This is a genomic window from Ruegeria sp. BF12, assembly GCF_056538705.1.
On sequence record NZ_JBQFTP010000010.1, the window covers coordinates 96,444 to 117,507 of the forward strand.

General features: G+C 58.1%; 22 protein-coding genes. 15 read left to right on the forward strand and 7 right to left on the reverse strand.

Annotated features, from left to right (window positions below):
* The first annotated feature begins 43 nt into the window (after positions 1-43).
* The 4 genes from ACR0J0_RS16060 to ACR0J0_RS16075 all read left to right on the forward strand — a co-directional run bounded on the left by ACR0J0_RS16060 (position 44) and on the right by ACR0J0_RS16075 (position 6,212).
* The gene (locus tag ACR0J0_RS16060; RefSeq protein WP_480665160.1) at positions 44-1,372 is read left to right on the forward strand and encodes an amidase; all 1,329 of its coding nucleotides are present in this window, start codon (positions 44-46) and stop codon (positions 1,370-1,372) included.
* A gap of 109 nt (positions 1,373-1,481) precedes the next feature.
* Positions 1,482-2,663: an aminotransferase class I/II-fold pyridoxal phosphate-dependent enzyme gene (locus tag ACR0J0_RS16065; RefSeq protein WP_480665161.1), complete on the forward strand. Its 1,182-nt coding sequence runs from the start codon at positions 1,482-1,484 to the stop codon at positions 2,661-2,663.
* Positions 2,664-2,677: 14 nt separating this feature from the next.
* On the forward strand, positions 2,678-5,575 hold the full coding sequence (locus ACR0J0_RS16070) for a DNA translocase FtsK (protein WP_480665162.1): 2,898 nt from the start codon (positions 2,678-2,680) through the stop codon (positions 5,573-5,575).
* A 40-nt stretch (positions 5,576-5,615) separates the two neighbouring features.
* Positions 5,616-6,212, forward strand: coding sequence for a LolA family protein (locus ACR0J0_RS16075; protein ID WP_480665163.1), 597 nt, complete (start codon positions 5,616-5,618; stop codon positions 6,210-6,212).
* A gap of 12 nt (positions 6,213-6,224) precedes the next feature.
* On the opposite strand, the gene ACR0J0_RS16080 is transcribed toward ACR0J0_RS16075, so the two are convergent.
* Together ACR0J0_RS16080 and ACR0J0_RS16085 are read right to left on the reverse strand one after the other, a co-directional pair.
* Entirely contained in the window at positions 6,225-6,806 is a 582-nt protein-coding gene (locus ACR0J0_RS16080; protein ID WP_480665164.1) for a transglycosylase SLT domain-containing protein, read from the reverse strand.
* 60 nt (positions 6,807-6,866) lie between these two features.
* A complete protein-coding gene (locus ACR0J0_RS16085; RefSeq protein WP_480665165.1) occupies positions 6,867-7,748 on the reverse strand; it encodes an AEC family transporter in 882 nt (293 codons plus the stop codon).
* A gap of 79 nt (positions 7,749-7,827) precedes the next feature.
* Here ACR0J0_RS16085 and hspQ point away from each other — a divergent pair, with 79 nt between their 5' ends.
* The gene (hspQ, locus tag ACR0J0_RS16090) at positions 7,828-8,154 is read left to right on the forward strand and encodes a heat shock protein HspQ (protein ID WP_239340877.1); all 327 of its coding nucleotides are present in this window, start codon (positions 7,828-7,830) and stop codon (positions 8,152-8,154) included.
* Between the two features lie 25 nt (positions 8,155-8,179).
* Here hspQ and ACR0J0_RS16095 read toward each other — a convergent pair whose 3' ends face one another.
* From ACR0J0_RS16095 to ACR0J0_RS16105, 3 genes are all read right to left on the reverse strand, one after another.
* Positions 8,180-9,757: a gamma-glutamyltransferase family protein gene (locus tag ACR0J0_RS16095; protein ID WP_480665166.1), complete on the reverse strand. Its 1,578-nt coding sequence runs from the start codon at positions 9,755-9,757 to the stop codon at positions 8,180-8,182.
* A gap of 210 nt (positions 9,758-9,967) precedes the next feature.
* The gene (locus ACR0J0_RS16100; protein WP_480665167.1) at positions 9,968-10,411 is read right to left on the reverse strand and encodes an ATP-binding protein; all 444 of its coding nucleotides are present in this window, start codon (positions 10,409-10,411) and stop codon (positions 9,968-9,970) included.
* A 28-nt stretch (positions 10,412-10,439) separates the two neighbouring features.
* Entirely contained in the window at positions 10,440-10,778 is a 339-nt protein-coding gene (locus ACR0J0_RS16105; protein ID WP_480665168.1) for an STAS domain-containing protein, read from the reverse strand.
* A 102-nt stretch (positions 10,779-10,880) separates the two neighbouring features.
* On the opposite strand from ACR0J0_RS16105, the gene ACR0J0_RS16110 reads away from it, so the two are divergent.
* Both ACR0J0_RS16110 and ACR0J0_RS16115 read left to right on the forward strand, forming a co-directional pair.
* Positions 10,881-12,053 (forward strand): thiolase family protein, encoded by a 1,173-nt coding sequence (locus tag ACR0J0_RS16110; protein ID WP_480665169.1) that lies wholly within the window; start codon positions 10,881-10,883, stop codon positions 12,051-12,053.
* A 53-nt stretch (positions 12,054-12,106) separates the two neighbouring features.
* Positions 12,107-12,559 carry a GAF domain-containing protein gene (locus ACR0J0_RS16115; protein WP_480665170.1) on the forward strand — a complete coding sequence of 151 codons (453 nt, stop codon included), beginning with the start codon at positions 12,107-12,109 and terminating at the stop codon, positions 12,557-12,559.
* 51 nt (positions 12,560-12,610) lie between these two features.
* Here ACR0J0_RS16115 and ACR0J0_RS16120 read toward each other — a convergent pair whose 3' ends face one another.
* Positions 12,611-13,000 (reverse strand): SHOCT domain-containing protein, encoded by a 390-nt coding sequence (locus ACR0J0_RS16120; RefSeq protein WP_480665171.1) that lies wholly within the window; start codon positions 12,998-13,000, stop codon positions 12,611-12,613.
* A gap of 113 nt (positions 13,001-13,113) precedes the next feature.
* Positions 13,114-13,395 carry a DUF1294 domain-containing protein gene (locus ACR0J0_RS16125; RefSeq protein WP_480665251.1) on the reverse strand — a complete coding sequence of 94 codons (282 nt, stop codon included), beginning with the start codon at positions 13,393-13,395 and terminating at the stop codon, positions 13,114-13,116.
* Between the two features lie 118 nt (positions 13,396-13,513).
* On the opposite strand from ACR0J0_RS16125, the gene ACR0J0_RS16130 reads away from it, so the two are divergent.
* Genes ACR0J0_RS16130 through ACR0J0_RS16165 form a run of 8 tightly spaced genes read left to right on the forward strand, consistent with a single transcriptional unit; the run spans position 13,514 to position 21,006 of the window.
* Positions 13,514-14,083, forward strand: a complete 570-nt coding sequence (locus ACR0J0_RS16130) for a helix-turn-helix domain-containing protein (RefSeq protein WP_480665172.1) — start codon at positions 13,514-13,516, stop codon at positions 14,081-14,083.
* A complete protein-coding gene (locus ACR0J0_RS16135; RefSeq protein WP_480665173.1) occupies positions 14,083-14,706 on the forward strand; it encodes a LysE family translocator in 624 nt (207 codons plus the stop codon). The genes ACR0J0_RS16130 and ACR0J0_RS16135 overlap by 1 nt, the downstream gene beginning before the upstream one ends.
* Before the next feature lie 4 nt (positions 14,707-14,710).
* Positions 14,711-15,091 carry a GFA family protein gene (locus tag ACR0J0_RS16140; protein WP_480665174.1) on the forward strand — a complete coding sequence of 127 codons (381 nt, stop codon included), beginning with the start codon at positions 14,711-14,713 and terminating at the stop codon, positions 15,089-15,091.
* Positions 15,092-15,106: 15 nt separating this feature from the next.
* The gene (locus tag ACR0J0_RS16145) at positions 15,107-17,557 is read left to right on the forward strand and encodes a GcvT family protein (RefSeq protein ID WP_480665175.1); all 2,451 of its coding nucleotides are present in this window, start codon (positions 15,107-15,109) and stop codon (positions 17,555-17,557) included.
* An 18-nt stretch (positions 17,558-17,575) separates the two neighbouring features.
* Entirely contained in the window at positions 17,576-18,052 is a 477-nt protein-coding gene (locus ACR0J0_RS16150; RefSeq protein WP_480665176.1) for a cupin domain-containing protein, read from the forward strand.
* 10 nt (positions 18,053-18,062) lie between these two features.
* Complete coding sequence (locus tag ACR0J0_RS16155) at positions 18,063-19,115, forward strand: alcohol dehydrogenase family protein (RefSeq protein WP_480665177.1); 1,053 nt, start codon at positions 18,063-18,065, stop codon at positions 19,113-19,115.
* A gap of 12 nt (positions 19,116-19,127) precedes the next feature.
* Positions 19,128-20,021, forward strand: a complete 894-nt coding sequence (locus tag ACR0J0_RS16160; protein WP_480665178.1) for a homocysteine S-methyltransferase family protein — start codon at positions 19,128-19,130, stop codon at positions 20,019-20,021.
* Between the two features lie 10 nt (positions 20,022-20,031).
* The gene (locus tag ACR0J0_RS16165) at positions 20,032-21,006 is read left to right on the forward strand and encodes a GlxA family transcriptional regulator (RefSeq protein ID WP_480665179.1); all 975 of its coding nucleotides are present in this window, start codon (positions 20,032-20,034) and stop codon (positions 21,004-21,006) included.
* Positions 21,007-21,064 lie beyond the last annotated feature (58 nt).

Below are 21,064 nucleotides of genomic sequence, written 5' to 3' on the forward strand. Positions count from 1 at the left end.
GTCGCTACCGTCCGTGAAGGCGATTTTTTCAAAGGGGGCGGGAATGCAGGACTGGCTGACCATGACGGCGTGTGATCTGGGCCGGGGTATTGGCATGGGGCAGATCGACCCGGTTGAGTTGACCGAGACTTATCTGGCCGCCATCGACGCGCATCCACATCTGGAAAGAATCTATGCCCGCATCACCCATGACCGGGCACGAGCCGAAGCTCTGGCCGCGCAGGAGAGGGCGAAACTGGGGTTGCGCCGCTCGTTGCTGGATGGTGTACCGATCAGCTGGAAGGACCTGTTCGATACGGCGGGTACCGCGACCGAGGCGGGGTCGGCCTTGCTGAAAGGTCGCGTTCCTGAAATGGACGCGGTCGTAGTTCGCAATGCCACAGCGATGGGAACGGTCTGTTTGGGCAAGACGCATATGAGCGAGCTGGCCTTTTCCGGGCTGGGTCTGAACCCGGTCACCGGAACGCCACCTTGCGTAGACGACGAGGATTCCGTGTCTGGCGGCTCGTCTTCCGGTGCTGCCGCTTCGGTGGCCTGGGGATTGGCGGCCTGCGGGATCGGGTCGGATACCGGCGGGTCGGTCCGGATTCCGTCCGCCTGGAACAATCTGGTTGGGTTGAAAACGACGGCAGGGCGCGTGAGCCTTGAGGGAACGGTGCCCCTGTGTCTGCGGTTCGATACGGTTGGACCGCTGGCCCGTTCGGTTGAGGATGCAGCCCATATGCTTGCTTTGCTGGAGGGCAGCAGCCCGCCCGATTTGCGTGGTGCCAGCCTTAAGGGTCGCCGCTTTGCCAACCTTCAGAACGTGGCCCGTGACGATCTGCGGGAAGCACCGCGCAAAGCGTTCGATGATGCCGTGGAGCGGTTGCGTGAGGCCGGGGCCGAGATCGTGCCGCTGGAAGTGCCAGAGCTTGAGGATGCTATGGCATTGTCCGGCATTCTGTACACCACCGAAGCCTACGGTTTGTGGCGCGATGTGATCGAAGCCAATCCCGATGCCATGTACCCCGAGATTCTGGAACGTTTTCGCGCAGGCAGAAACGCCACCGGAGCTGACTATATCGCCGCGTGGTCAAAGCTGAAGGCGAGCCGTGCAGCGTGGGACGCCGCGACCGCCGGATTCGATGCAGTTCTGGCCCCGACAGCGCCTATCTTGCCCCCGAATCTCGACCGGTTGATGAAGGATCACGAGTACTACGTGACCGAAAACCTGCTGGCCCTGCGCAATACACGGATTGGTAACCTGATGGGGCTGACGGCGCTGACTCTGCCGACCGGAACGCCGGGTTGCGGGCTGATGATGATGGGCTATCCGGGTTCGGAAGAGGCTCTGTTACGGCTTGGATCGGCCGCCGAGGCAGCGTTGGCCTGAATGCCACAATCCCCTGATTCGCCGTCTCTTTGTCTGGACGAAACAGGGCGCGGTCTGTAGTCTGACTAAAAAACGGGGCGAAAATGATCCCGGTATTGAGGCAGTAGTTATGAATTTCCCCGAGCGGTTTTCGAACCTACCGGAATATGCATTCCCGCGTCTTCGCACCCTGTTGGATCACCATCAGCCGGGTGGCGAAGTGATTCACATGACCATTGGCGCCCCGATGCACGACTTCCCGAAATGGGTGCCCGACGTGATCATGGCAAACGCGGCCGGGTTTCAGGGCTATCCACCCAACGAGGGTTCACCCGAGCTGCGGTCGGCGATCACTGGCTGGATCAACCGTCGCTATGGCGTGAAGATGGACCCCGACACCAATGTAATGGCCCTGAATGGCACCCGCGAAGGGTTGTACAACGCGGCCATGGCGCTGTGTCCCGAACAGAAGAACGGTGAAAAGCCCGTTATTCTGTGCCCGAACCCGTTCTATCAGGTTTACATGGTGGCTTCGCTGTCGGTTCGGGCTGAGCCGGTTTTTGTGCCCGCCACCGCTACCACAGGCCACTTGCCGGATTACGCGGGGCTGCCCAAGGACGTCCTAAACCGGACGGTCGCGGCCTATATCTGTTCGCCAGCGAATCCGCAGGGGGCTGTGGCCTCTCGCGATTACTGGGCTGAACTGATCCAACTGGCCGAGACCTATGATTTCCGCATCTTCGCGGATGAGTGTTATTCGGAAATCTACCGCGATGATGCACCAACGGGCGTACTGACGGTTGCACAGGAACTAGGCGCAGACCCGGAACGGATTACCCTGTTCAACTCACTGTCCAAGCGATCCAATCTGGCCGGGCTACGTTCTGGCCTGATCGCAGGGGGGCCGGAAACCATCAAACGGGTCAAGCAGCTGCGGAACTACGCCGGAGCGCCATTGCCGCTGCCGTTGCAGGCTGCTGCCGCGCAAGTTTGGGCAGATGAAGTGCATGTCATCGAAAATCGTGCGCTCTATCAGAAAAAGTACACCATCGCGGATGAGGTTTTCGCCGATGTGCAGGGTTACATGCCGCCCGAAGCCGGGTTTTTCCTGTGGCTGCCGGTCGAGAACGGCGAGGAAACCGCATTGAAGCTGTGGCAGGAGACCGGCGTACGGGTTCTGCCGGGCGCATATCTTTCTCAAGGTGATCCGGGGCAAAACCCGGGCGAGCAATTTATCCGGGTCGCAATGGTGGCCCCAAAAACAGAGTTGCGGCAGGGGCTGATCACGCTCCGAGACTGCATCTATTCGTGAGGTACGAGGGCAAAATGGCATCATATAACGCGCGCAACCGCGATCCATTGCTGGACAGCACGACTCAGGCCGCTATCGAACGGCGCAGCAAGGAACTGATAGGGATCGCATTGATCCTGCTGGGGCTGGCGTCGGCCGCGATGATTTGGTCCTACACGCCGGATGATCCGAACTGGATGGTGTCGACCGACGCGCCGGTGCAGAACTGGATGGGGCGAATTGGCGCTTCGATCGCTGCGCCGCTGTTCATGATTGTTGGATGGGGCAGCTGGAGCATTGCTCTGGTGCTGATCGGCTGGGGAGTGCGCTTTGCCGGGCATTTCGGCGAGGAACGCGCGGTGGCCCGTCTGATTTTTGCCCCGATCTGGATTTCGGTCGTCTCGGTCTACGCTGCAACCTTGGTGCCGGGCGAGGCATGGCGCGCGACCCATAGCTTTGGTTTAGGCGGTCTGTTTGGTGACACCGTTATGGGGGCCTTGCTGACACTGCTGCCAATCTCCTCGCATTTCCTGGTTAAGTTGATGTCACTGGCGATGGCTGCCGGGATGCTGGCGCTGGGCGTATTTGTGTTGGGCTTTACCAAAACGGATGTCCGCAAAGGGGTGCGGGCATTCCTGCTGGGCCTCGTGATGTCTTACGACATGTTGATGAACCTGTTGGGTCGCAGTGCCTCGGCGACGGCGCAAGCCGCCCGTGACCGCCGTGCTCAGTGGGAGGAGCGTAAAGCAGCCCGCGCCGAAGCCGCAGATGCCATGTTTGATGACGATTTGGCATATGCTGATCCGGTGTTTGAAGAACCGGAATTTGACGAACCCGAACCTGCCAAGACCGGTCTGCTGGCGCGGATGCCCAGCCTGATCCGCCGACCCGAACCGATGCCCGAACCTGAACTGGTCGACCCCGAACCCATCGTCGGGTTTGATGAAATGCCGGGTGAGGATCGCATCCGCTCCAAGATTTCCGCAGCTGTGCGCAACCGCAAAGTGGCCACCGGTGAGATGGCACCAGAGCTCGATCCGAACCTACCGCTGACCAAAGGACGCGGCCGGGGTCCCGACCCGCTGATCCTGAACCCCAGAGGCGGGGAAGAACTGCCGCCCGAGCCGCCGATGACTTCGGCCGGTCTGCCGCCTGAACCGATGCTGACGGCGGAGCCTGCGCCGGAATGGCAGCAAGAGCCACTGCATCAGGATTTTGCGCCCGAGCCGGAATTCGAAGATGAGGCCGTGTTCGAGGATGCTCCTGAACCCGCGCCACAACTGCGCCCCGCGATGAAAATTCCGGTGGCTGAGCCACGCAAACCCGTGGTCGCACAACCTGTGCGCCGTGCGCCTCCGCCTTCGCGCCGTGCACAGGCCGAGGCACAGCCCGCGTTGTCCTTTGAGGATCGGCATTCGGACTTTGAGCTTCCACCGCTTAGCCTATTGTCAAACCCTGACAGCATTCAACGCCACCACCTCAGTGACGAGGCGCTGGAAGAAAACGCCCGGATGCTGGAAAACGTGCTGGACGATTACGGTGTAAAGGGTGAAATCGTCAGCGTCCGCCCTGGTCCGGTTGTCACCATGTATGAATTGGAACCAGCTCCCGGTCTGAAAGCCAGCCGCGTGATCGGTCTGGCGGACGATATTGCGCGCTCGATGTCTGCATTGTCGGCACGGGTTTCGACCCTGCCCGGACGGTCCGTGATTGGCATCGAACTGCCGAACGAAAACCGCGAGATGGTGGTGCTGCGCGAAATCCTCGCCAGCCGCGACTTCGGGGACGGCAACCATGCGCTGCCTTTGGCACTAGGCAAAGACATCGGTGGTGAATCGGTCGTGGCGAACCTGGCCAAGATGCCTCACCTGCTGATCGCGGGTACGACTGGTTCCGGTAAATCGGTGGCGATCAACACGATGATCCTGTCGCTGCTGTATAAGCTGACGCCGGACGAATGCCGCCTGATCATGATCGACCCCAAAATGCTGGAACTGTCGGTTTATGACGGTATCCCACATCTGCTCTCACCCGTTGTGACTGACCCGAAAAAAGCGGTCGTGGCCCTGAAATGGGTCGTGGGTGAGATGGAAGACCGCTATCGCAAGATGTCCAAGATGGGCGTCCGCAACATCGCTGGCTACAACGGGCGCGTGAAGGATGCCCTAGGCAAGGGCGAGATGTTCAGCCGCACGGTGCAGACCGGTTTTGATGACGAAACCGGCGAACCAACGTTCGAGACTGAGGAATTCGCACCTGAAGCAATGCCCTATATCGTTGTCATCGTTGACGAGATGGCCGACCTGATGATGGTTGCGGGCAAGGAGATTGAGGCCTGCATCCAACGTCTGGCGCAAATGGCGCGGGCCTCGGGCATCCACCTGATCATGGCCACGCAGCGCCCGTCGGTCGATGTGATCACCGGTACGATCAAGGCGAACTTCCCGACGCGGATTTCGTTCCAGGTGACGTCCAAAGTCGACAGCCGTACCATCCTTGGCGAAATGGGCGCCGAGCAACTGCTGGGGCAGGGCGATATGCTCTACATGGCCGGTGGCGCCAAGATCACGCGCTGCCACGGTCCGTTCGTTTCGGATGAAGAGGTCGAGGAAATCGTCAACCACCTGAAACAGTTCGGTCCGCCTGACTACATGAGCGGAGTGGTCGATGGCCCGGCTGAGGAAAAGGCTGACAATATCGACGCCGTTCTGGGCCTGAACACCGGTGGTAACACCAACGGAGAGGACGCCTTGTACGATCAGGCGGTTGCAATTGTGATCAAGGACCGCAAATGCTCGACCTCATACATCCAGCGGAAACTTGCCATTGGCTACAACAAAGCTGCGCGGCTTGTTGAGCAAATGGAAGACGAAGGCGTTGTTTCGGCTGCAAATCACGTCGGTAAGCGGGAAATCCTCGTCCCTGAGCAGTAGGATATTTAATAACAAGGGCAAAGCACTTATCTGATGGCTTATGAAACAGATTGCCTTTGCCCTTGTCCTGACACTGGCCGCACCTGCGGCCTGGGCGGCTGATAAGCTGCCGCTGTCGCAAATCTCCAACTATCTGAACGGTCTCAAGACCGTTGAGACCACGTTCACTCAGGTCAACGATGACGGCTCGCTCAGCACCGGAAAGCTATGGATTGAGCGGCCCGGGAAGATGCGGTTCGAATACGATCCGCCCAACAGCGCGGTTGTTCTGGCGCGCGCTGGAACGGTTCAGGTTTTTGACCCAAAATCAAACCAGCCGCCCGAACAGTATCCGCTGAAACGGACGCCGTTGTCGCTGGTGCTGGCGCGGAACGTCAACCTTGGGCAGGCCAATATGGTTGTCGGGCATGATTTCGACGGCACCGCCACGGTCGTCACGGCGCAGGACCCGAAAAACCCTGAATCAGGACGGATTGAATTGATGTTCACCGGCGATCCGGTTGAGCTGCGCAAATGGGTTATTCACGACAATGCAGGCAGCCAGACAACCGTGTTGCTGGGCCAGTTGAAAACAGGCGGAAACCTAAACAACAGTTTGTTTTCAAGTTCGAAAAGAAGCGGGTCAAGCAATCGCTGACCCGCTGGTTTTTTAGTAACGGCAGCTAGCCAATTGCGCCTGATAGAGTTTGGCGCGCGCATCCACATCGTTAGCGACATTCAACAGCCAGGATTTGCCGTAGTGGCTGCCGCGGGCGTAGCCCGTGTGCCCTTCGTGATAGGCCAAATACTGGTTGCGCGTGTCGCTGGGGTGAATGCCGTTCCGTTCATAGCTTTTGTTCATGTACCAGCCGATGAAATCTGACGCGTCGCGAATGCGGTCCCGCTTGGCGCGGCGTTTGCCCGTTTCCTTTTGGTATTCGTCCCAAGTTCCGTCCAGCGCTTGACTGAAACCATAAGCACTGCTTTGACGCCCCATTGGGATCACGCCCAACACATACTTATGCGGTGTGCGTGCATCGTGCTTGTAGCGACTTTCCTGATAGATCGTCGCCATCTGAACGTGAATGGGCACGCCCCACTTCCGTTCGGTGCTTTTAAACGCCTTGATATAGTCAGGCCTTTCGCGCGCAATGCTGCACGCGTCGTTCAATCTGCTTGGCGGCTGTTTGGATCCACCGCCACAGGATGCCAAAAGCAGCACCCCGAAGAGTACGAATAGAATTCTGCTCATGTGCCTCGTGCCTTTTTTCTTTATTCTAGCGTAGATTGAGGATTTAGGAAATCACAATCGTTACAAAACAATAGCTAGAATTAGAGGCAAAGCGCCCACGGACAACACTGTTGAGACCATGACCATCCCGGCGACAGCGTCCGCATCGGCATCAAACCGCTCGGCCAACAGGTATGAGGTGACGGCGACCGGTGTGCACATCTGCAAGACCAGCACGCCAAACGCGATTGCATCCAGATCAAAGGCGCGGGCAACCACCCATCCAAGGCAAAAGCAGACAATCAGTTTCAGGGCCGACAACCAGATCGCTTGCCCCAGTTTGCGTGTCGTTAACCGCGCTATCGCGACCCCGACCGTGATCAGCATCATCGGGATTGCCATCTGGCCAAGTAGTTCAAGAGTGTTCGTCAAAAACAGGGGCGTTTCCCAGTCACGCCACAGAAACAGGGCGCCAAGCAGGGTCGCCCAAACCATCGGTTCGCGTGCGACCTTTCCAAAAGCGCCCCGTCCGGCGACCAGATAGATGCCGTAAGTGAAGGAAAAGAGCGCAGTAACGGCCAGAAAAATGACCGCAAAGCCCAGACCGGCCTGCCCAAAAGCAAAAATACACAAAGGCAGGCCCAGATTGCCGGTATTCCCAAAGATCAGTGGCGCGAGATATGTTCTGCGGTCCAATCCGCTGAACCGAACGAAAACTCCAAAGGCCACGGCCAGCCCGGCATGGCTTGCAATCGCGGCGAGCGTGAAGCGGGTCAGCTCGCCCGCCGGAATCTCGGTTTGCATCAGCGCCACAAAGATCAGACTGGGCACCGCAAGGGTCACTGCAAGGCGTGTTACGAACTCGAGCCGGTACTCAAAACCAAGCTTGACCCAGGTGAATCCGACACCTGCCAAAAGGAAGACCGGAGCCACGATTTCGAACACTGTCAGTAAGAGGTTCACAGACTGTTTCCTTTAATTTCGGATCAATGAATGGCATTTCGGCCCGGAAAGAGGTAGTAAGATCTCTGGGGGCTGAGAAATGTTAAAGACACATGCCAAGTACCGCCTGGGTCAGGTGGTCCGCCATAAGAAACATCCCTTCCGAGGGGTGATTTTTGACGTGGATCCTGAATTTTCCAATACTGAAGAGTGGTATCAGGCCATTCCCGAGGACAGCCGCCCCATTAAGGATCAGCCGTTTTATCATCTGCTCGCAGAGAACGACCAATCCTTCTATGTGGCTTATGTTTCAGAACAAAATCTGGTTGCAGATCAATCCGGGGAACCGGTTGAGCATCCTGATATTCCTGACATGTTTGGTCCTTTCGAGAATGGTGCGTACCCGCTTCACTTTAATTTGAACTGATTATTTTGACGCGCCGTTTTGGCCGTCAGTACCCAAGCGCACAACCATCTTTTCGGGGGTCACTGGCCCCCTCCAGAATGCCGTCTCTACGGATTCGGATTGCCTGGGCACCACCAAGAGGTGTTTCCGGGATTTGAACGTTGTGGCCTAAATTGGACAATTGTTGCAATGTTGTGGGCGGAATTCCGCGTTCCAGCTTTAGGACGCCCCCATCGGCGAAGGCCCGAGGTGCGTCTATGCTGGCTTGCAATCCCAGTCCGTGATCCGTGAGGTTGGACAACAGGCGCGCGTGTCCGGTCGGTTGAAACGCGCCGCCCATCACGCCGAATGGCATCAACACGCGACCATCTTGCTTGAGAAGTCCGGGAATGATCGTGTGCATCGGGCGCTTGCCCGGTCCCAACTCATTCGGGTGGCCAGGCTGCAGGTTGAAGCCCGAGCCCCGGTTCTGAAGCAGGATCCCGTATTTTTTCGATGCAATGCCAGAGCCAAAGCTGTGAAAAATAGAATAAATCAGCGAAACGGCCATTCGGTCCCGGTCGACGACAGTGATATAGACCGTGTCCTTGTGGACAGACTCGGACAACGGGGCTGCTGCGGGCATGGCGCGTTTGGGGTCAATCAAGGCCGCGAGCCTATCCGCCACCGTCTGATCGAGGAATTTTTCAGCGTGCGTGGTATGATCCGGGTCAGCAATGAACCGATTGCGTGCGTCATAAGCCAGCTTGGAGGCCTCAGCTTCGAGGTGAATAAGTTCGGCTCCAAGCGGGTCAAGGCTGGAAAGGTCGAAGTTTTTCAGAATGTTGAGGAGCAGGATCGCCGTGGCGCCCTGACCATTTGGGGGATGCTCGACAAGGTCGATCCCATTGTAGGTGCCGCTAACGGGCTGCGTTTCGGTGCACTTGGCGGCCAGAAAATCCTCTGCCGTATGTACGCCACCTATCGCGACCAACGCCTCGACCATGTCCTGAGCGATTTCGCCTGAGTAAAACGCGTCTCGCCCATTTCGCGCGATCTGCCGCAAGACTTCGGCCTGTCCGGGCGATCGAAAGATCTGCCCGACGTTCGGAGCTATGTCTTCGATCAGGTAGTGCGAGCGGGCTGCGCCCTGCAACGTTTCCGCGCCGATTTTCCAATCGAACGCGACCCGGGGTGCAACCGGCACGCCCACATCGGCATAGTGAATGGCAGGCTGCAAAATAGCCTCCAAACCCAGTTTGCCTTCCGTTTCAGCCAAATGGCAAAACGCATCGACCGCCCCGGGGATGGTCACCGCATCGGGAGTGTTCAGGGGGACAGCGTTCAGCCCCTTTGCCCGCAGTTCTTCCGGATTTGCGGCCGCTGGAGCGCGGCCAGATCCATTCAGGGCGCGGATTTGGTCTTCACCGGCGCGGTTGAACAAAACAAAGCAGTCGCCGCCGATCCCGGTCATCTGAGGTTCGCAGATGCCCAGCAGAACAGCGCCTGCAATCGCCGCGTCCATCGCATTTCCGCCTTGAGCAAGAATGTTCAACGCAACCTGTGCGGCCAGAGGATGCGATGTGGCGCACATTCCTTCGGTTGCCAGAACTTCGGACCGACCCGGAGTGTGAAAATCCCGCATAGCTTCGCCCTCCCCTTTTGAACGCGCCGAAGGTATAGCGCGGTCAGGGATTGTCTAGTCACATCAGGGAGAAGTTCCTCGGCGCCGTTCACTGGGTGGGGGCTGTGACACGTGGCGCCGAGGGAAGCTATCTGAGCTACGGATATCTTTTTCCCCGTTGTTTGCGGCGCGGCAATGGTGCGAACGGGGCCTTAATGTGACCATTTTGGGTCATGCCGTAAGACTCGGGAAATCGAACCGCAGCGACAACCGGTTACAGCCGTCGCTGCGCTCATAACGTATGTCACTCGTTAATTTATGAATCAGGAACCAGCCAAACCCGCCTTCGGGCAGTTCGTCTATCGATGATCCCAGCGGCGCCGGAACCTCATCAGGCACGCGAAACCCAGGCAGCGGATTGCCTGTATCGGATATCAGGATGTCCAGCCAATTTTGATGCAGCCGGCAATGCACTTGGACTTCCGCAGGAGTGATACCCGCATAGGCATGTTCCACCACATTGTTGATGGCCTCGGCCAAGGCGATTTTCACGTCGGCTGCCTTGTGTGGCGGTAAACCCTGCACCTCCAAACCTTTGCTGAGTTGGGCAATGCCAGCGCTGGCCTCTGCCTCGGTTGCGGCAAAGCTAAGATCCAAGCTGTTCCGATTACACATGGGCGTCGCGCCTATTCAGTCAGCGAGTTCATTTAGACGACGGCGCCAACGCGTCGTCCAAAGTCGGATAGAGTTTGAAAACCGTATCCATGCGGGTCAGCCGAAAGACCTTTTCGACAAAAGGGTGCAGCCCGGCCAGGTCAAGCCTTCGGCCACTGCCAAGTTGTTTCATCGAGGCAACGATGGCCCCCAGACCACTTGAGTCGATGAATTCTACACCTGATAGATCCAGCACCACGCGTTCCGCACCGCCTTCAGCTTCGTGGCGCATGTCTTCCTTGAACTGAATGGCCATAGCGGCATCGATCCGGTCGGAATGCACTTTGATGATTTGGGTTGCGTTTGTAATTGTACTGGAAAGGGCCATGCGCGACGGTTCTCTAAACTGAAAATCACTCGTAGAAATACGCTAGACGGCAATTCTTACCATTCGGTATCCATCTCTTGGGAAAAGAAGAGGAGCATCCAGATGAAACAAGTCGTTATCGCCGGTGCGGCGCGTACTCCGATGGGAGGATTTCAGGGGATGTTCGACTCGGTGGCTGCCGTCGATCTGGGCGGAGTCGCGATCAAAGCCGCGTTAGAGGGAGCAGGTGCTACAACTGTCGACGAAGTCCTGATGGGATGTGTCCTGCCTGCGGGGCAGGGGCAAGCGCCCGCACGCCAAGCCGGGTTTGCGGCTGGTCTGGGCGAAGAGGTGCCTGCCACAACGCTCAACAAGATGTGCGGATCGGGCATGAAGGCGGCTATGATGGCCTACGATCAAATCGCTCTGGGTCATGCGGACACAATGATCGCGGGCGGGATGGAGAGCATGACGAACGCGCCCTACCTGCTGCCCAAAATGCGCGACGGTGCGCGGCTGGGACATGCGCAAGCAATGGATCACATGTTTCTGGACGGTCTCGAAGATGCCTATGACAAGGGCCGCCTGATGGGCACTTTCGCCGAGGACTGCGCCGAGGCCTTTCAGTTCACGCGTGAGGCACAGGATGAATACGCGCTTCGGTCCCTTTCGAACGCGCTGGCCGCGCAAGAAAACGGCGCCTTTGCGGATGAGATCACTCCGGTTACCGTTCGAACGCGCAAAGGCGAGATTACTCAGGCTGCGGACGAACAGCCGCTTTCGGCCCGGCCGGAAAAAATCCCGACCCTAAAGCCGGCGTTTCGAAAGGATGGCACGGTAACTGCGGCGAATTCATCTTCAATCTCGGACGGGGCGGCCGCTTTGGTTCTGGCGTCTGCGGACGCGGCCGAAGCAAAAGGCCTGACCGTTCGCGCCCGTATCGTCGGCCACGCCAGCCATGCGCAGGCTCCGGGGCTGTTCACGACGGCACCTGTTCCGGCGGCGCAGAAACTTCTGGCGAACATCGGATGGTCGAAAGATGACGTCGATCTGTGGGAGGTCAACGAAGCCTTCGCAGTGGTCCCCATGGCCTTCATGCATGAGATGGGTTTGCCCCGTGACATCGTCAACGTGAACGGCGGCGCCTGCGCGTTGGGACACCCGATTGGCGCATCGGGCGCGCGGATCATGGTTACTTTGCTGAACGCTCTGGAAAAACGAAACCTCAAACGCGGTGTGGCGGCAATCTGCATCGGTGGTGGGGAAGGCACGGCCATCGCCATCGAACGTGTTTGACGCTTCACCTTTTTCCAAATACTCCGGCGCAGACTTTTGCCAAGGGTGCGACCATGACCGCCGATTACAAAACACTTGCCAAAACCATTGCGGCCCTGACCGAGGGGGAAACCGATGATGTGGCCCTGATGGCCACGATCGCCTGCGAGGTGCACCACGCCGACGACCGGTTCGACTGGACGGGCTTTTACCGGGTCACGGAGCCCGGAGTGTTGAAGATCGGCCCCTATCAGGGCGGGCACGGTTGCCTGGTGATCTCGTTCGAACGGGGCGTGTGCGGTGCGGCAGCGCGTACGGGTGAGGTGCAGCTTGTGCCGGATGTGGAGGCTTTCCCGGGTCATATAGCCTGTGCATCCTCCACACGGTCCGAGTTGGTTTTGCCTGTGCGCAACGCTGCAGGTGACGTCATAGCGGTATTCGATATCGACAGCGACCAGCCCGATGCCTTCACTGAAACAGATGCGGGTCAGTTAAGTGAAATTCTGACCAGCGTTTTTGCGAAATAGAAATGGCCGGGGCATGCCCCGGCCAGAATGTTCCAACACTACGCGAAAAGGTCAGGACGCAAGCAGTTTGGCTTTTTGCGCCGCAAACTCTTCGTCCGTCAAAACACCTTTTTCCTTGAGCGCGGCGAGGCGTTCCAACTCGTCCGCCGCTGACACGGTCGCAACTGATCGGATGTAATCCTTTTGCGCCTTTTCGATCTGTTCCATGGCCTCGACATTGTGCTGATGCATCCGGTCGCCGCGGAGGATCAGATAGGCCAGAACGCCCAGCCATGGGATCAGAATCACAAAAGCGATCCAAACCGCTTTGCCGCCCCCGCTCAGGTCTTTTGAGCGAAAGACATCGGCAACAACCGAAATCATCACCCAGAACCAGGCCACCATCAGGAATAACCAAAAGATCGACCACATTATGTCGAAGAATCCGATGCCGTTGTCCATTTGTCATACAACCCTTTGCTAATGCGAAAGAAATCTTTGCTTTAAGATCAAGTCGGATTGTAACAGACAGTTTTCAATTTGGTTAGTGTGTTATCTATCGCGGAAATTTCTCGTCACTTGAGGCCGGGCAAGGTTTGAGTGACCAGCACAGAGGCCACTACAGATTGGGCCCCTAATATTCCGAAAAGGTAATATGAAAACAGGCGCTTGCGCGTTTTGTGCCTGAACATCCAACGTCCCAGAACCGCGCCGGGACTGCCGCCCAGCACAGCAAGCCACAACAGTTTCCGCTCGGGGACGCGCCGTTTTCGGCGACCCGCACGCAGCTTGTCCCAGCCAAAAACAAGCAATGTCAGCCCGTTAATGATCCATAGATATATCACCGCAATCCACATACCCGACGGATAGCCAAACTGAGCGCCGTACCCAAGTGAAAAAATCCTTGGTTTTTTCACAGAATCAATGCATCGTGAAAAACGAGGAGAAAATTTCACGAAAACCCTGGAGCGTTCAATGAACAGCCAAGCCCCGCATAGCGCCACTCTCGGAGCCGACCTTCGGGCTTTGCGCAAAGCGCGTGGGCTGACCCTGACCGAGATTGCAGCGCGTCTGGGTCGTTCTGTTGGCTGGCTCAGCCAGGTCGAGCGCGACATGTCCGATCCGTCGATTTCGGACCTTCGCCAAATTGCCGAATGTCTGGGTGTGCCGATGTCGATGCTGTTCGCCCATTCCTCGTCACCGGCTGACGAGCAAGGCTACGTGGTGCGCGCCGGTACGCGCCGTCCGATGGGTTCCGGCGAGGAAGGCCTGATCGAAGAGCTGCTGTCGCCCGATCTGACCGATGATTTCGAGATGGTGCATTCGACGTTCAAGCCTCGTTCGAAAATGCAAACTCCGGCCAATCGGTCGACACAGGAGGTCGGGTACATGGTGTCGGGGCGGTTGGAACTGAATATCGGAGGCCGCCAGTTTTCGGTCGGTCCCGGCGACAGTTTTCGGATCAAACATGAACCCTATCAGTGGGCGAACCCCTATGATGAGCCCGCCGTGGCGATCTGGGTCATTGCGCCGCCGGTGTACTGATGAGTTTTGAGGCCTGGACCATATTCGCGCTGTTCTGGGTGGTGTTCGTCACTACTCCGGGTCCGAATGCGGTCAATTGCATTTCAAACGGTATGAGCCTGCCGTTTCCCAAAGCGATGCTGGGGGTACTGGCGATCCTTACACAGGCCAGCGTATTTCTGATCCTGTCGGCGCTGGGCGTAACGGCACTGATCGCTGCATCCCCGACCGGGTTCTTTATCGCGAAACTGGTGGGTGCCGGGTTCCTGATTTGGATCGGCGTCCGCGGCTGGATGAATGCCACGCGCCCGGCCCCGGCAAGCGAACGCCCAGCGCGGCATGTTTATCTGCACGCACTGGCGGTCGCGACGATCAATCCCAAAAGCGTGGCAGGATACCTCGCTGCCTTTTCACAGTTCGTACAGCCGGATGTGCCCATCTGGCAGCAGATGGTCGTCCTCATGCCAACGGCGCTGATCATCACCACGCTCAGCTATACCGGCTTTACCCTGCTGGGGGCGCTTATGGGCAAGGCGGCGCTGGGTGCGGTGTTCAACACCTGGGTGCGCCGCGTCATGGCCGCTTGTTTTATCATCTATGGCGTGTTGCTGGGTGCCAGCTCCACGCCAGCAGCGAGGGGGTAATCACATGCACAACGGTTCTTGCCTCTGCGGCGCGGTCGCGTTCACGATTGACGGAGAGCTGTCGCCGCCTTCGGCCTGCCATTGCGGCCAATGCCGCAAACAGTCCGGCCATGTCTGGGCTTCAACCTCGACTCATCAGGACAACCTGAGCTTTACCGCAAGCGACACGCTGACTTGGTTCCGGGCCTCAGATACCGCTCGCCGCGGTTTTTGCCGGACATGCGGGTCATTCCTCTTCTGGCAACACAATGACGAGGACATGATTTCAATCTCCATGGGCGCGCTCAGCGAACCCACGGGTCTTACGCTCTCGAAGCATATCTTTGTCGCCGACAAGGGCGATTACTACGACATCACGGACGATCTGCCCCAAAGGGCACAGTAACAAGGATCAAAACCAATGAGCGATTTTCCGACAAAAGCCCGCGTGGTGATTATCGGTGGCGGTGTAGTGGGGGCCTCCTCGCTGTACCATCTGGCCAAGAAAGGCTGGACCGACTGCGTTCTGCTGGAAAAGAACGAACTGACTGCAGGTTCGACCTGGCACGCGGCGGGTAACGTTCCGACCTTCTCGACCTCGTGGGCAATCATGAACATGCAGCGCTATTCGACCGAGTTATACGCACGGCTGGGCGAAGAGGTTGATTACCCAATGAACTATCACCAGTCCGGCTCGATCCGTCTGGCGCACAGCAAAGAGCGGATGCAGGAGTTCGAGCGGGCGATGTCGATGGGCCTGTATCAGGGCATCCCGATGGAGATGTGGACTCCGGAAGAGGCCAAGGAGCGCTATCCATTCCTGGAGACGCACGATCTTGAAGGTGTGCTGTATGACCCGACCGACGGCGATATCGACCCGGCGCAGTTGACACAGGCATTGGCCAAAGGTGCCCGGGACATGGGCCAGAAGATCATCCGCTTCTGCCCGGCGACTGGCGTCACCCAGCATGATGACGGCACATGGACCGTTCACACAGATCAGGGCGATATCGCCTGTGACTACGTGGTCAATGCTGCCGGTTACTATGCGCAGCGTGTGGGTGAGTGGTTCAAGCCTTTCGGCGGCCGCACGGTGCCCGCGATGGTCATGAGCCACCAGTACCTACTGACCGATGAAATCCCCGAGGTTGAAGCTTGGTCCAAGGAAAATGGGGGCAAGAAGCTGCCGCTCCTGCGAGATGTGGATATCTCTTACTACTTGCGTCAGGAGAAGCACGGCTTCAACCTCGGCCCGTATGAGCCCAACTGCAAGGGCCATTGGATGACTGAAGATGACCCGATGCCCGACGATTTCTCGTTCCAGCTGTGGAATGACGATCTGGATCGAATCGAAGACATTGTGACCGACGCAATGGAGCGGGTGCCGCTGATGGCAACTTCGGGTGTTGGTCGTGTGATCAACGGCCCGATCCCCTACGCACCGGATGGTCTGCCGCTGATCGGTCCGATGCCGGGCGTCAAAAACGCGTTCGAGGCGCACACATTCACCTTCGGCATCGCGCAAGGTGGTGGTGCAGGCAAGGTGCTGGCCGAATGGATCGTCGATGGTGCGACCGAGTGGGATATGTGGGCCGTCGATCCGCGCCGCTACACCGACTACACAGATCAGGACTACTGCAACCAGAAAGGTCTGGAGGTTTATGGCAATGAATACGCCATGCACTTCCCTCATCACGAATGGCCTGCGGCGCGCGACAAGAAACTGTCGCCGGTGCATGACAAGGTCAAAGCGCTGGGCGGCGTGATGGGTGCCTATAACGGATGGGAGCGGGCCAACTGGTTCGCCAAACCGGGCGATGACACGTCGCTTGAGGCGACCCATACCTGGGGTCGCTCCGGCCCGTGGGAGCAGCGGATCCAAGAAGAATGCGAGGCCGTGCGAGACCATTGTGGCGTACTAGATCTGCCAGGCTTCTCGCGCTTCATGGTCAAGGGAGAGGGCGCCGCTGAGGCGCTGCGCGGCCTCGCAACCGGTGGGTTGCCAAAGGTCGGCCGGATGAACCTCATCTACGTCTCTGACGACCGTGGTCGCATTCTGACCGAGATGTCTTGCATCCGTCTGGGTGAGGATGAGTTTGTCATGATCACCGCCGCAACAGCTCAATGGCATGACCGCGACATCCTGATGAACGCGATGCCTGCCAGCGTTTCGATTGAGGACGTCACCACGACACGTGACACGCTGATCGTCACCGGCCCGAAATCGCGCGATATCCTGTCGACTATGACGGATGCGGATCTGACCTCGGGTTGGTTGACCCACCAATCGGCCACTGTTGCAGGCCAGCCTGCCTATCTGATCCGCGTCTCCTTCGCTGGTGAGCTGGGATGGGAAGTTCATGCCCTGAATGAGCATATGCCTGCGATCTATGACGCGATCATCGATGCCGGGGCCAAACCGTTCGGCATGTACGCCCTGAACTCGCTGCGTATCGAAAAGGGTTACCGCGCATGGAAGGGCGACCTGTCGACCGACTACTCGCTGCTCGAAGGCGGATTGGAGCGGTTCGTTAAACTGGACAAACCACAAGACTTCCCGGGCAAGGCTGCAATTCTGAACGAAAAGCAGCAGGGCGTGAAAAAAGCCTTTGTCACACTGACGGTTGATGCGGGCGATTGCGACGCGCCGTACATGTCGTGCATCTGGCAGGGCGACCAAATCGTGGGCGAAACCACTTCGGGCGCCTGGGGTTACCGTGTCGGTAAATCCATCGCGCTGGGCATGATCAAGGCCGAGCTTGCCAACCCCGGCACCGAGCTTGAGGTCGAAATCTACGGCCAAAAGTGCCGCGCTGTGGTAGAGCAGGATCAACCGCTCTGGGATCCCGAGAACGAGCGGTTGCGCGCTTAACCTCTTGCGGAGACTGCCATGAGCAAACGATACGCCAAACTGGGACCCGGTGAGGGTCCCAACTATGACTGGGAAAATGACCATACTTTTGTGAAGGTTTCCGGTCAGGACACGGACGGCGCGTACACGCTCATGGAAGACAATCTGAAGGCCAGCTTCGCGCTTGGCCTTCATCGCCATGATAGCCATGCCGAGACCTTCTATTTCTTGGAGGGAGCGGTGGATTTCTATGTCGATGGCGACTGGCACAGGTGCACTCCGGGTACGACCATGCATGTACCGCCCGGAGTGCCACATGCGTGCCGTGTGGCCGATGGTGCCCTTGCCAGAATGCTGATGATTTTCCAGCCTTCGGGGTTCGACGGATTTCTGGCCGAACTGGCGACAATGGATGAGGCTGATTTTTCGGATGAGGCGAAGATGGCCGAGCTGAACGCGCGCTATGACATTGTGCCAATGGGGCCGGTTCCAGCCCACCCGGATGACCGGCGCTGAAAGGGCACGGATGACTGTTCCTGCAACCATGTCCGGCGTTTACCTGACCCGCCACGGCGGCCCCGAGGTGCTGGAATGGCGCGAGGACATTCCGGTGCCAACACCCGGTCCGGGACAAGTTCTGGTTCGGGTTGCGGCCGCAGGCGTAAACAACACCGACATCAATACGCGGGTCGGCTGGTATTCCTCGGACGTGACCAGTGCCACGGATGATGTCGATCAGGAGGTCGATGCTGGCGGCTGGGGCGGCGCACTTGCATTCCCCCGCATTCAGGGCGGCGATCTGTGCGGCTATGTCGAAGTGGTCGGGCCTGAGATCGGCTTTACGGCTGGGCAGCGTGTGACTTGTCCTATCAACTTGCCGCGCCCGCGCCCTGGCAACCCGACAGGCTTTATCGCGCTGGGGTCGGAAATCGACGGAGCCTTTGCGCAATACTGTCTGGTTTCGGCGGATGACTTGTACGACGTCTCAGCCTCCCCGCTGTCTGACGTTGAGATTGCCGCCATCCCCTGTGCATTCGGAACCGCAGAGAACCTGCTGACCCGTGCCGGAGTAACCGCCGGGCAAAAGGTTCTGATCACCGGGGCCTCGGGCGGCGTGGGTCTTGCTGCAGTGCAACTGGCGACCATACGCGGCGCCACGGTCCGGGGCGTCACGGGGGCCGCAAAGGCAGAGGTGGTCAAAGCGCAGGGTGCTGTAGAAACCTATGGCCGCGATGCACCGTTGCCGGAAGACACGTTCGACATCGTTATAGACGTTGTTGGTGGTCCGGCGTGGCCGAGCCTGATCCGGGCGCTGAAGCCGGGCGGCCACTATGCCGTCTCGGGCGCAATCGCTGGGCCAATGGTTGAAGCGGACCTGCGTGAGATATACCTGCGCGACATAACGATACATGGTTGCACCCATCAGGCATTTGATGTCTTCGGTCGCCTTGTCGAGTTGATGAATGCAGGTCGTATCAAACCTTTGGTTTCCAAAACCTATCCACTAAGAGACATCGCCAAAGCGCAGGAGGATTTCCAGTCCAAGGCGCTGCCGGGGAAACTCGTTCTGATTCCATAAGGAGGTTGGCACATGGCGGATATCACGCTTCTGGATGGCTCGATCGGGCAGGAACTGGTCAAACGCAGCGGAGACAAAGCGACGCCGTTGTGGTCAACGCGCGTGATGATCGACTACCCGGACCTGGTCAGGGACGTTCACGCCGATTACTTCCGCCGTGGAGCAACGATCGCGACGACGAACACCTACGCTGTTCATCGGTCGCGGCTGGAACGCGTGGGGATGGAAGATCAACTGGCTGATCTGATTGGTGTTGCGGTGTCGCAGGCTTGTCGGGCTAGGGGCGGCGGTACGGGGCGTGTTGCAGGCGCGCTTGGTCCTTTGCTGGCGTCTTATCGGCCCGATCTGAAGCCAGATGTGCAACAGGCGGCGGAAAAGTTTGCGGAAATCGTTCAACTCATGACCAATGACGTCGATCTGTTTCTGATCGAAACCGTTTCATCCGTGCAGGAGGCCGAAGGCGCACTACATGGCACGGCAAAGGCGGGGAAACCGGTCTGGCTTGCACTTACGGTGACGGACGACGACGGAACGCGCCTGCGATCAGGAGAGCCGCTTTCGGATATTGCGCCACTGGTAGACAGGTTCAATCCTGACGCGGTTCTGATAAACTGCTCGCGACCCGAAGCTATTCCGGCAGCCTTGGAAATCCTCGCCTCGATGGGTCGGCCTTTTGGGGCCTACGCCAACGGGTTTGCCGAGATTTCCCAGGACTTTCTGAAAGACGCGCCCACCGTTGACGCTTTGGAACAACGGCAAGATCTCGGACCTCAAAAATATGCCGATCATGCCATGGGTTGGGTCGAACAGGGGGCGACGATTGTCGGCGGATGCTGCGAAGTCGGTCCCGATCACATTGAGGCCCTTGCCAACAGCCTGCGCGCTGCGGGGCATCGGATCGTCTGAAGGGAATAGGATGACGACGACCTCAAGGAAAACGATGGTCAACGCTCAGCGCCATTTCGACATCGTCGTTGCGCCAGGCTATGTGCTACTGGAACTGGCGTCTTTGGTCGAGGTTTTGAGGCTGGCAAACCGTGTTTGCCCAAGCCCTCCTTTCACCTACACTTACCGTTCGCTCAGAGGCGGCCCCATCAGCAGCAGCAGTGACGCCACGATCCAGACCGAGCGTATTCCGACGCAACCCAAGGCGGATTACCTGTTCGTCATCGGCAATTCCGACCCTGATCACCCCGATTTGTCACTGGGGCGAGTGGTATCGGATTACACCTTCCGCGACGCGCAGGTCTTTTTGCTGTCCGAGGCGGCAAGCCGCTATATCGACGAGCAGGGAACCGAGGATATGTCGACCCATTGGGAAAATGCGTCCTTCCTGCGCGAGCGTCGCGCTCAATTCGAGGCCAAGCTGTCTATTGCAACAGAGCAGGGCGCGGTGGTGACTTGTGCCGGGATGGAGGCGACAACCGATGTGGCACTGGCCGTAATCGGGCGCCACATTTCCGGGCCGACCAGAATGACCGTCGCCGACATCATGCTGCATGAAAACATTAGGGACTTCTCGTCGTTGCAGCCCTTTTCAGGGTCGAAGACCACCGCCACGGGCGACGCGAAATTGGACCAATGCATTAAGCTGATGCAGGCCAATATCGAAGATCCGTTGCCGATTCAGGAAATCGTCGAGGTTCTGAAACTGTCGAATCGTTCGCTGGAGCGAAAGTTCAAAAACTATTTCGGCACGACGCCCAACGGCTTTTATCGGGAAATGCGACTGGCCAAAGCCAATAATCTGCTTCTGAATACGACAATGAGTGTTCGTGAAATCGGTCTGGCCTGCGGATTTCCAAACGGATTCTCGTCTGTTTACAAAAGCTTCTTTGGCGTGACGCCCTTTGTGCTCAGACGGGAAAAACGGCAGGTCAAACAACGTTGATTTTCGCAAATGAGCTGACGTTTTTCATGCATTCTGCGTCGCTCTTTCGTGTCATTTT

Bases quoted from the DNA above. Each gene is read 5' to 3' on its own strand.
- ACR0J0_RS16060 (WP_480665160.1), top strand. From the start codon at position 44: ATGCAGGACTGGCTGACCATGACGGCGTGTGATCTGGGCCGGGGTATT.
- ACR0J0_RS16065 (WP_480665161.1), top strand. From the start codon at position 1,482: ATGAATTTCCCCGAGCGGTTTTCGAACCTACCGGAATATGCATTCCCG.
- ACR0J0_RS16070 (WP_480665162.1), top strand. From the start codon at position 2,678: ATGGCATCATATAACGCGCGCAACCGCGATCCATTGCTGGACAGCACG.
- ACR0J0_RS16075 (WP_480665163.1), top strand. From the start codon at position 5,616: ATGAAACAGATTGCCTTTGCCCTTGTCCTGACACTGGCCGCACCTGCG.
- ACR0J0_RS16080 (WP_480665164.1), bottom strand. From the start codon at position 6,806: ATGAGCAGAATTCTATTCGTACTCTTCGGGGTGCTGCTTTTGGCATCC.
- hspQ (WP_239340877.1), top strand. From the start codon at position 7,828: ATGTTAAAGACACATGCCAAGTACCGCCTGGGTCAGGTGGTCCGCCAT.
- ACR0J0_RS16095 (WP_480665166.1), bottom strand. From the start codon at position 9,757: ATGCGGGATTTTCACACTCCGGGTCGGTCCGAAGTTCTGGCAACCGAA.
- ACR0J0_RS16100 (WP_480665167.1), bottom strand. From the start codon at position 10,411: ATGTGTAATCGGAACAGCTTGGATCTTAGCTTTGCCGCAACCGAGGCA.
- ACR0J0_RS16105 (WP_480665168.1), bottom strand. From the start codon at position 10,778: ATGGCCCTTTCCAGTACAATTACAAACGCAACCCAAATCATCAAAGTG.
- ACR0J0_RS16110 (WP_480665169.1), top strand. From the start codon at position 10,881: ATGAAACAAGTCGTTATCGCCGGTGCGGCGCGTACTCCGATGGGAGGA.
- ACR0J0_RS16115 (WP_480665170.1), top strand. From the start codon at position 12,107: ATGACCGCCGATTACAAAACACTTGCCAAAACCATTGCGGCCCTGACC.
- ACR0J0_RS16120 (WP_480665171.1), bottom strand. From the start codon at position 13,000: ATGGACAACGGCATCGGATTCTTCGACATAATGTGGTCGATCTTTTGG.
- ACR0J0_RS16125 (WP_480665251.1), bottom strand. From the start codon at position 13,395: ATGTGGATTGCGGTGATATATCTATGGATCATTAACGGGCTGACATTG.
- ACR0J0_RS16130 (WP_480665172.1), top strand. From the start codon at position 13,514: ATGAACAGCCAAGCCCCGCATAGCGCCACTCTCGGAGCCGACCTTCGG.
- ACR0J0_RS16135 (WP_480665173.1), top strand. From the start codon at position 14,083: ATGAGTTTTGAGGCCTGGACCATATTCGCGCTGTTCTGGGTGGTGTTC.
- ACR0J0_RS16140 (WP_480665174.1), top strand. From the start codon at position 14,711: ATGCACAACGGTTCTTGCCTCTGCGGCGCGGTCGCGTTCACGATTGAC.
- ACR0J0_RS16145 (WP_480665175.1), top strand. From the start codon at position 15,107: ATGAGCGATTTTCCGACAAAAGCCCGCGTGGTGATTATCGGTGGCGGT.
- ACR0J0_RS16150 (WP_480665176.1), top strand. From the start codon at position 17,576: ATGAGCAAACGATACGCCAAACTGGGACCCGGTGAGGGTCCCAACTAT.
- ACR0J0_RS16155 (WP_480665177.1), top strand. From the start codon at position 18,063: ATGACTGTTCCTGCAACCATGTCCGGCGTTTACCTGACCCGCCACGGC.
- ACR0J0_RS16160 (WP_480665178.1), top strand. From the start codon at position 19,128: ATGGCGGATATCACGCTTCTGGATGGCTCGATCGGGCAGGAACTGGTC.
- ACR0J0_RS16165 (WP_480665179.1), top strand. From the start codon at position 20,032: ATGACGACGACCTCAAGGAAAACGATGGTCAACGCTCAGCGCCATTTC.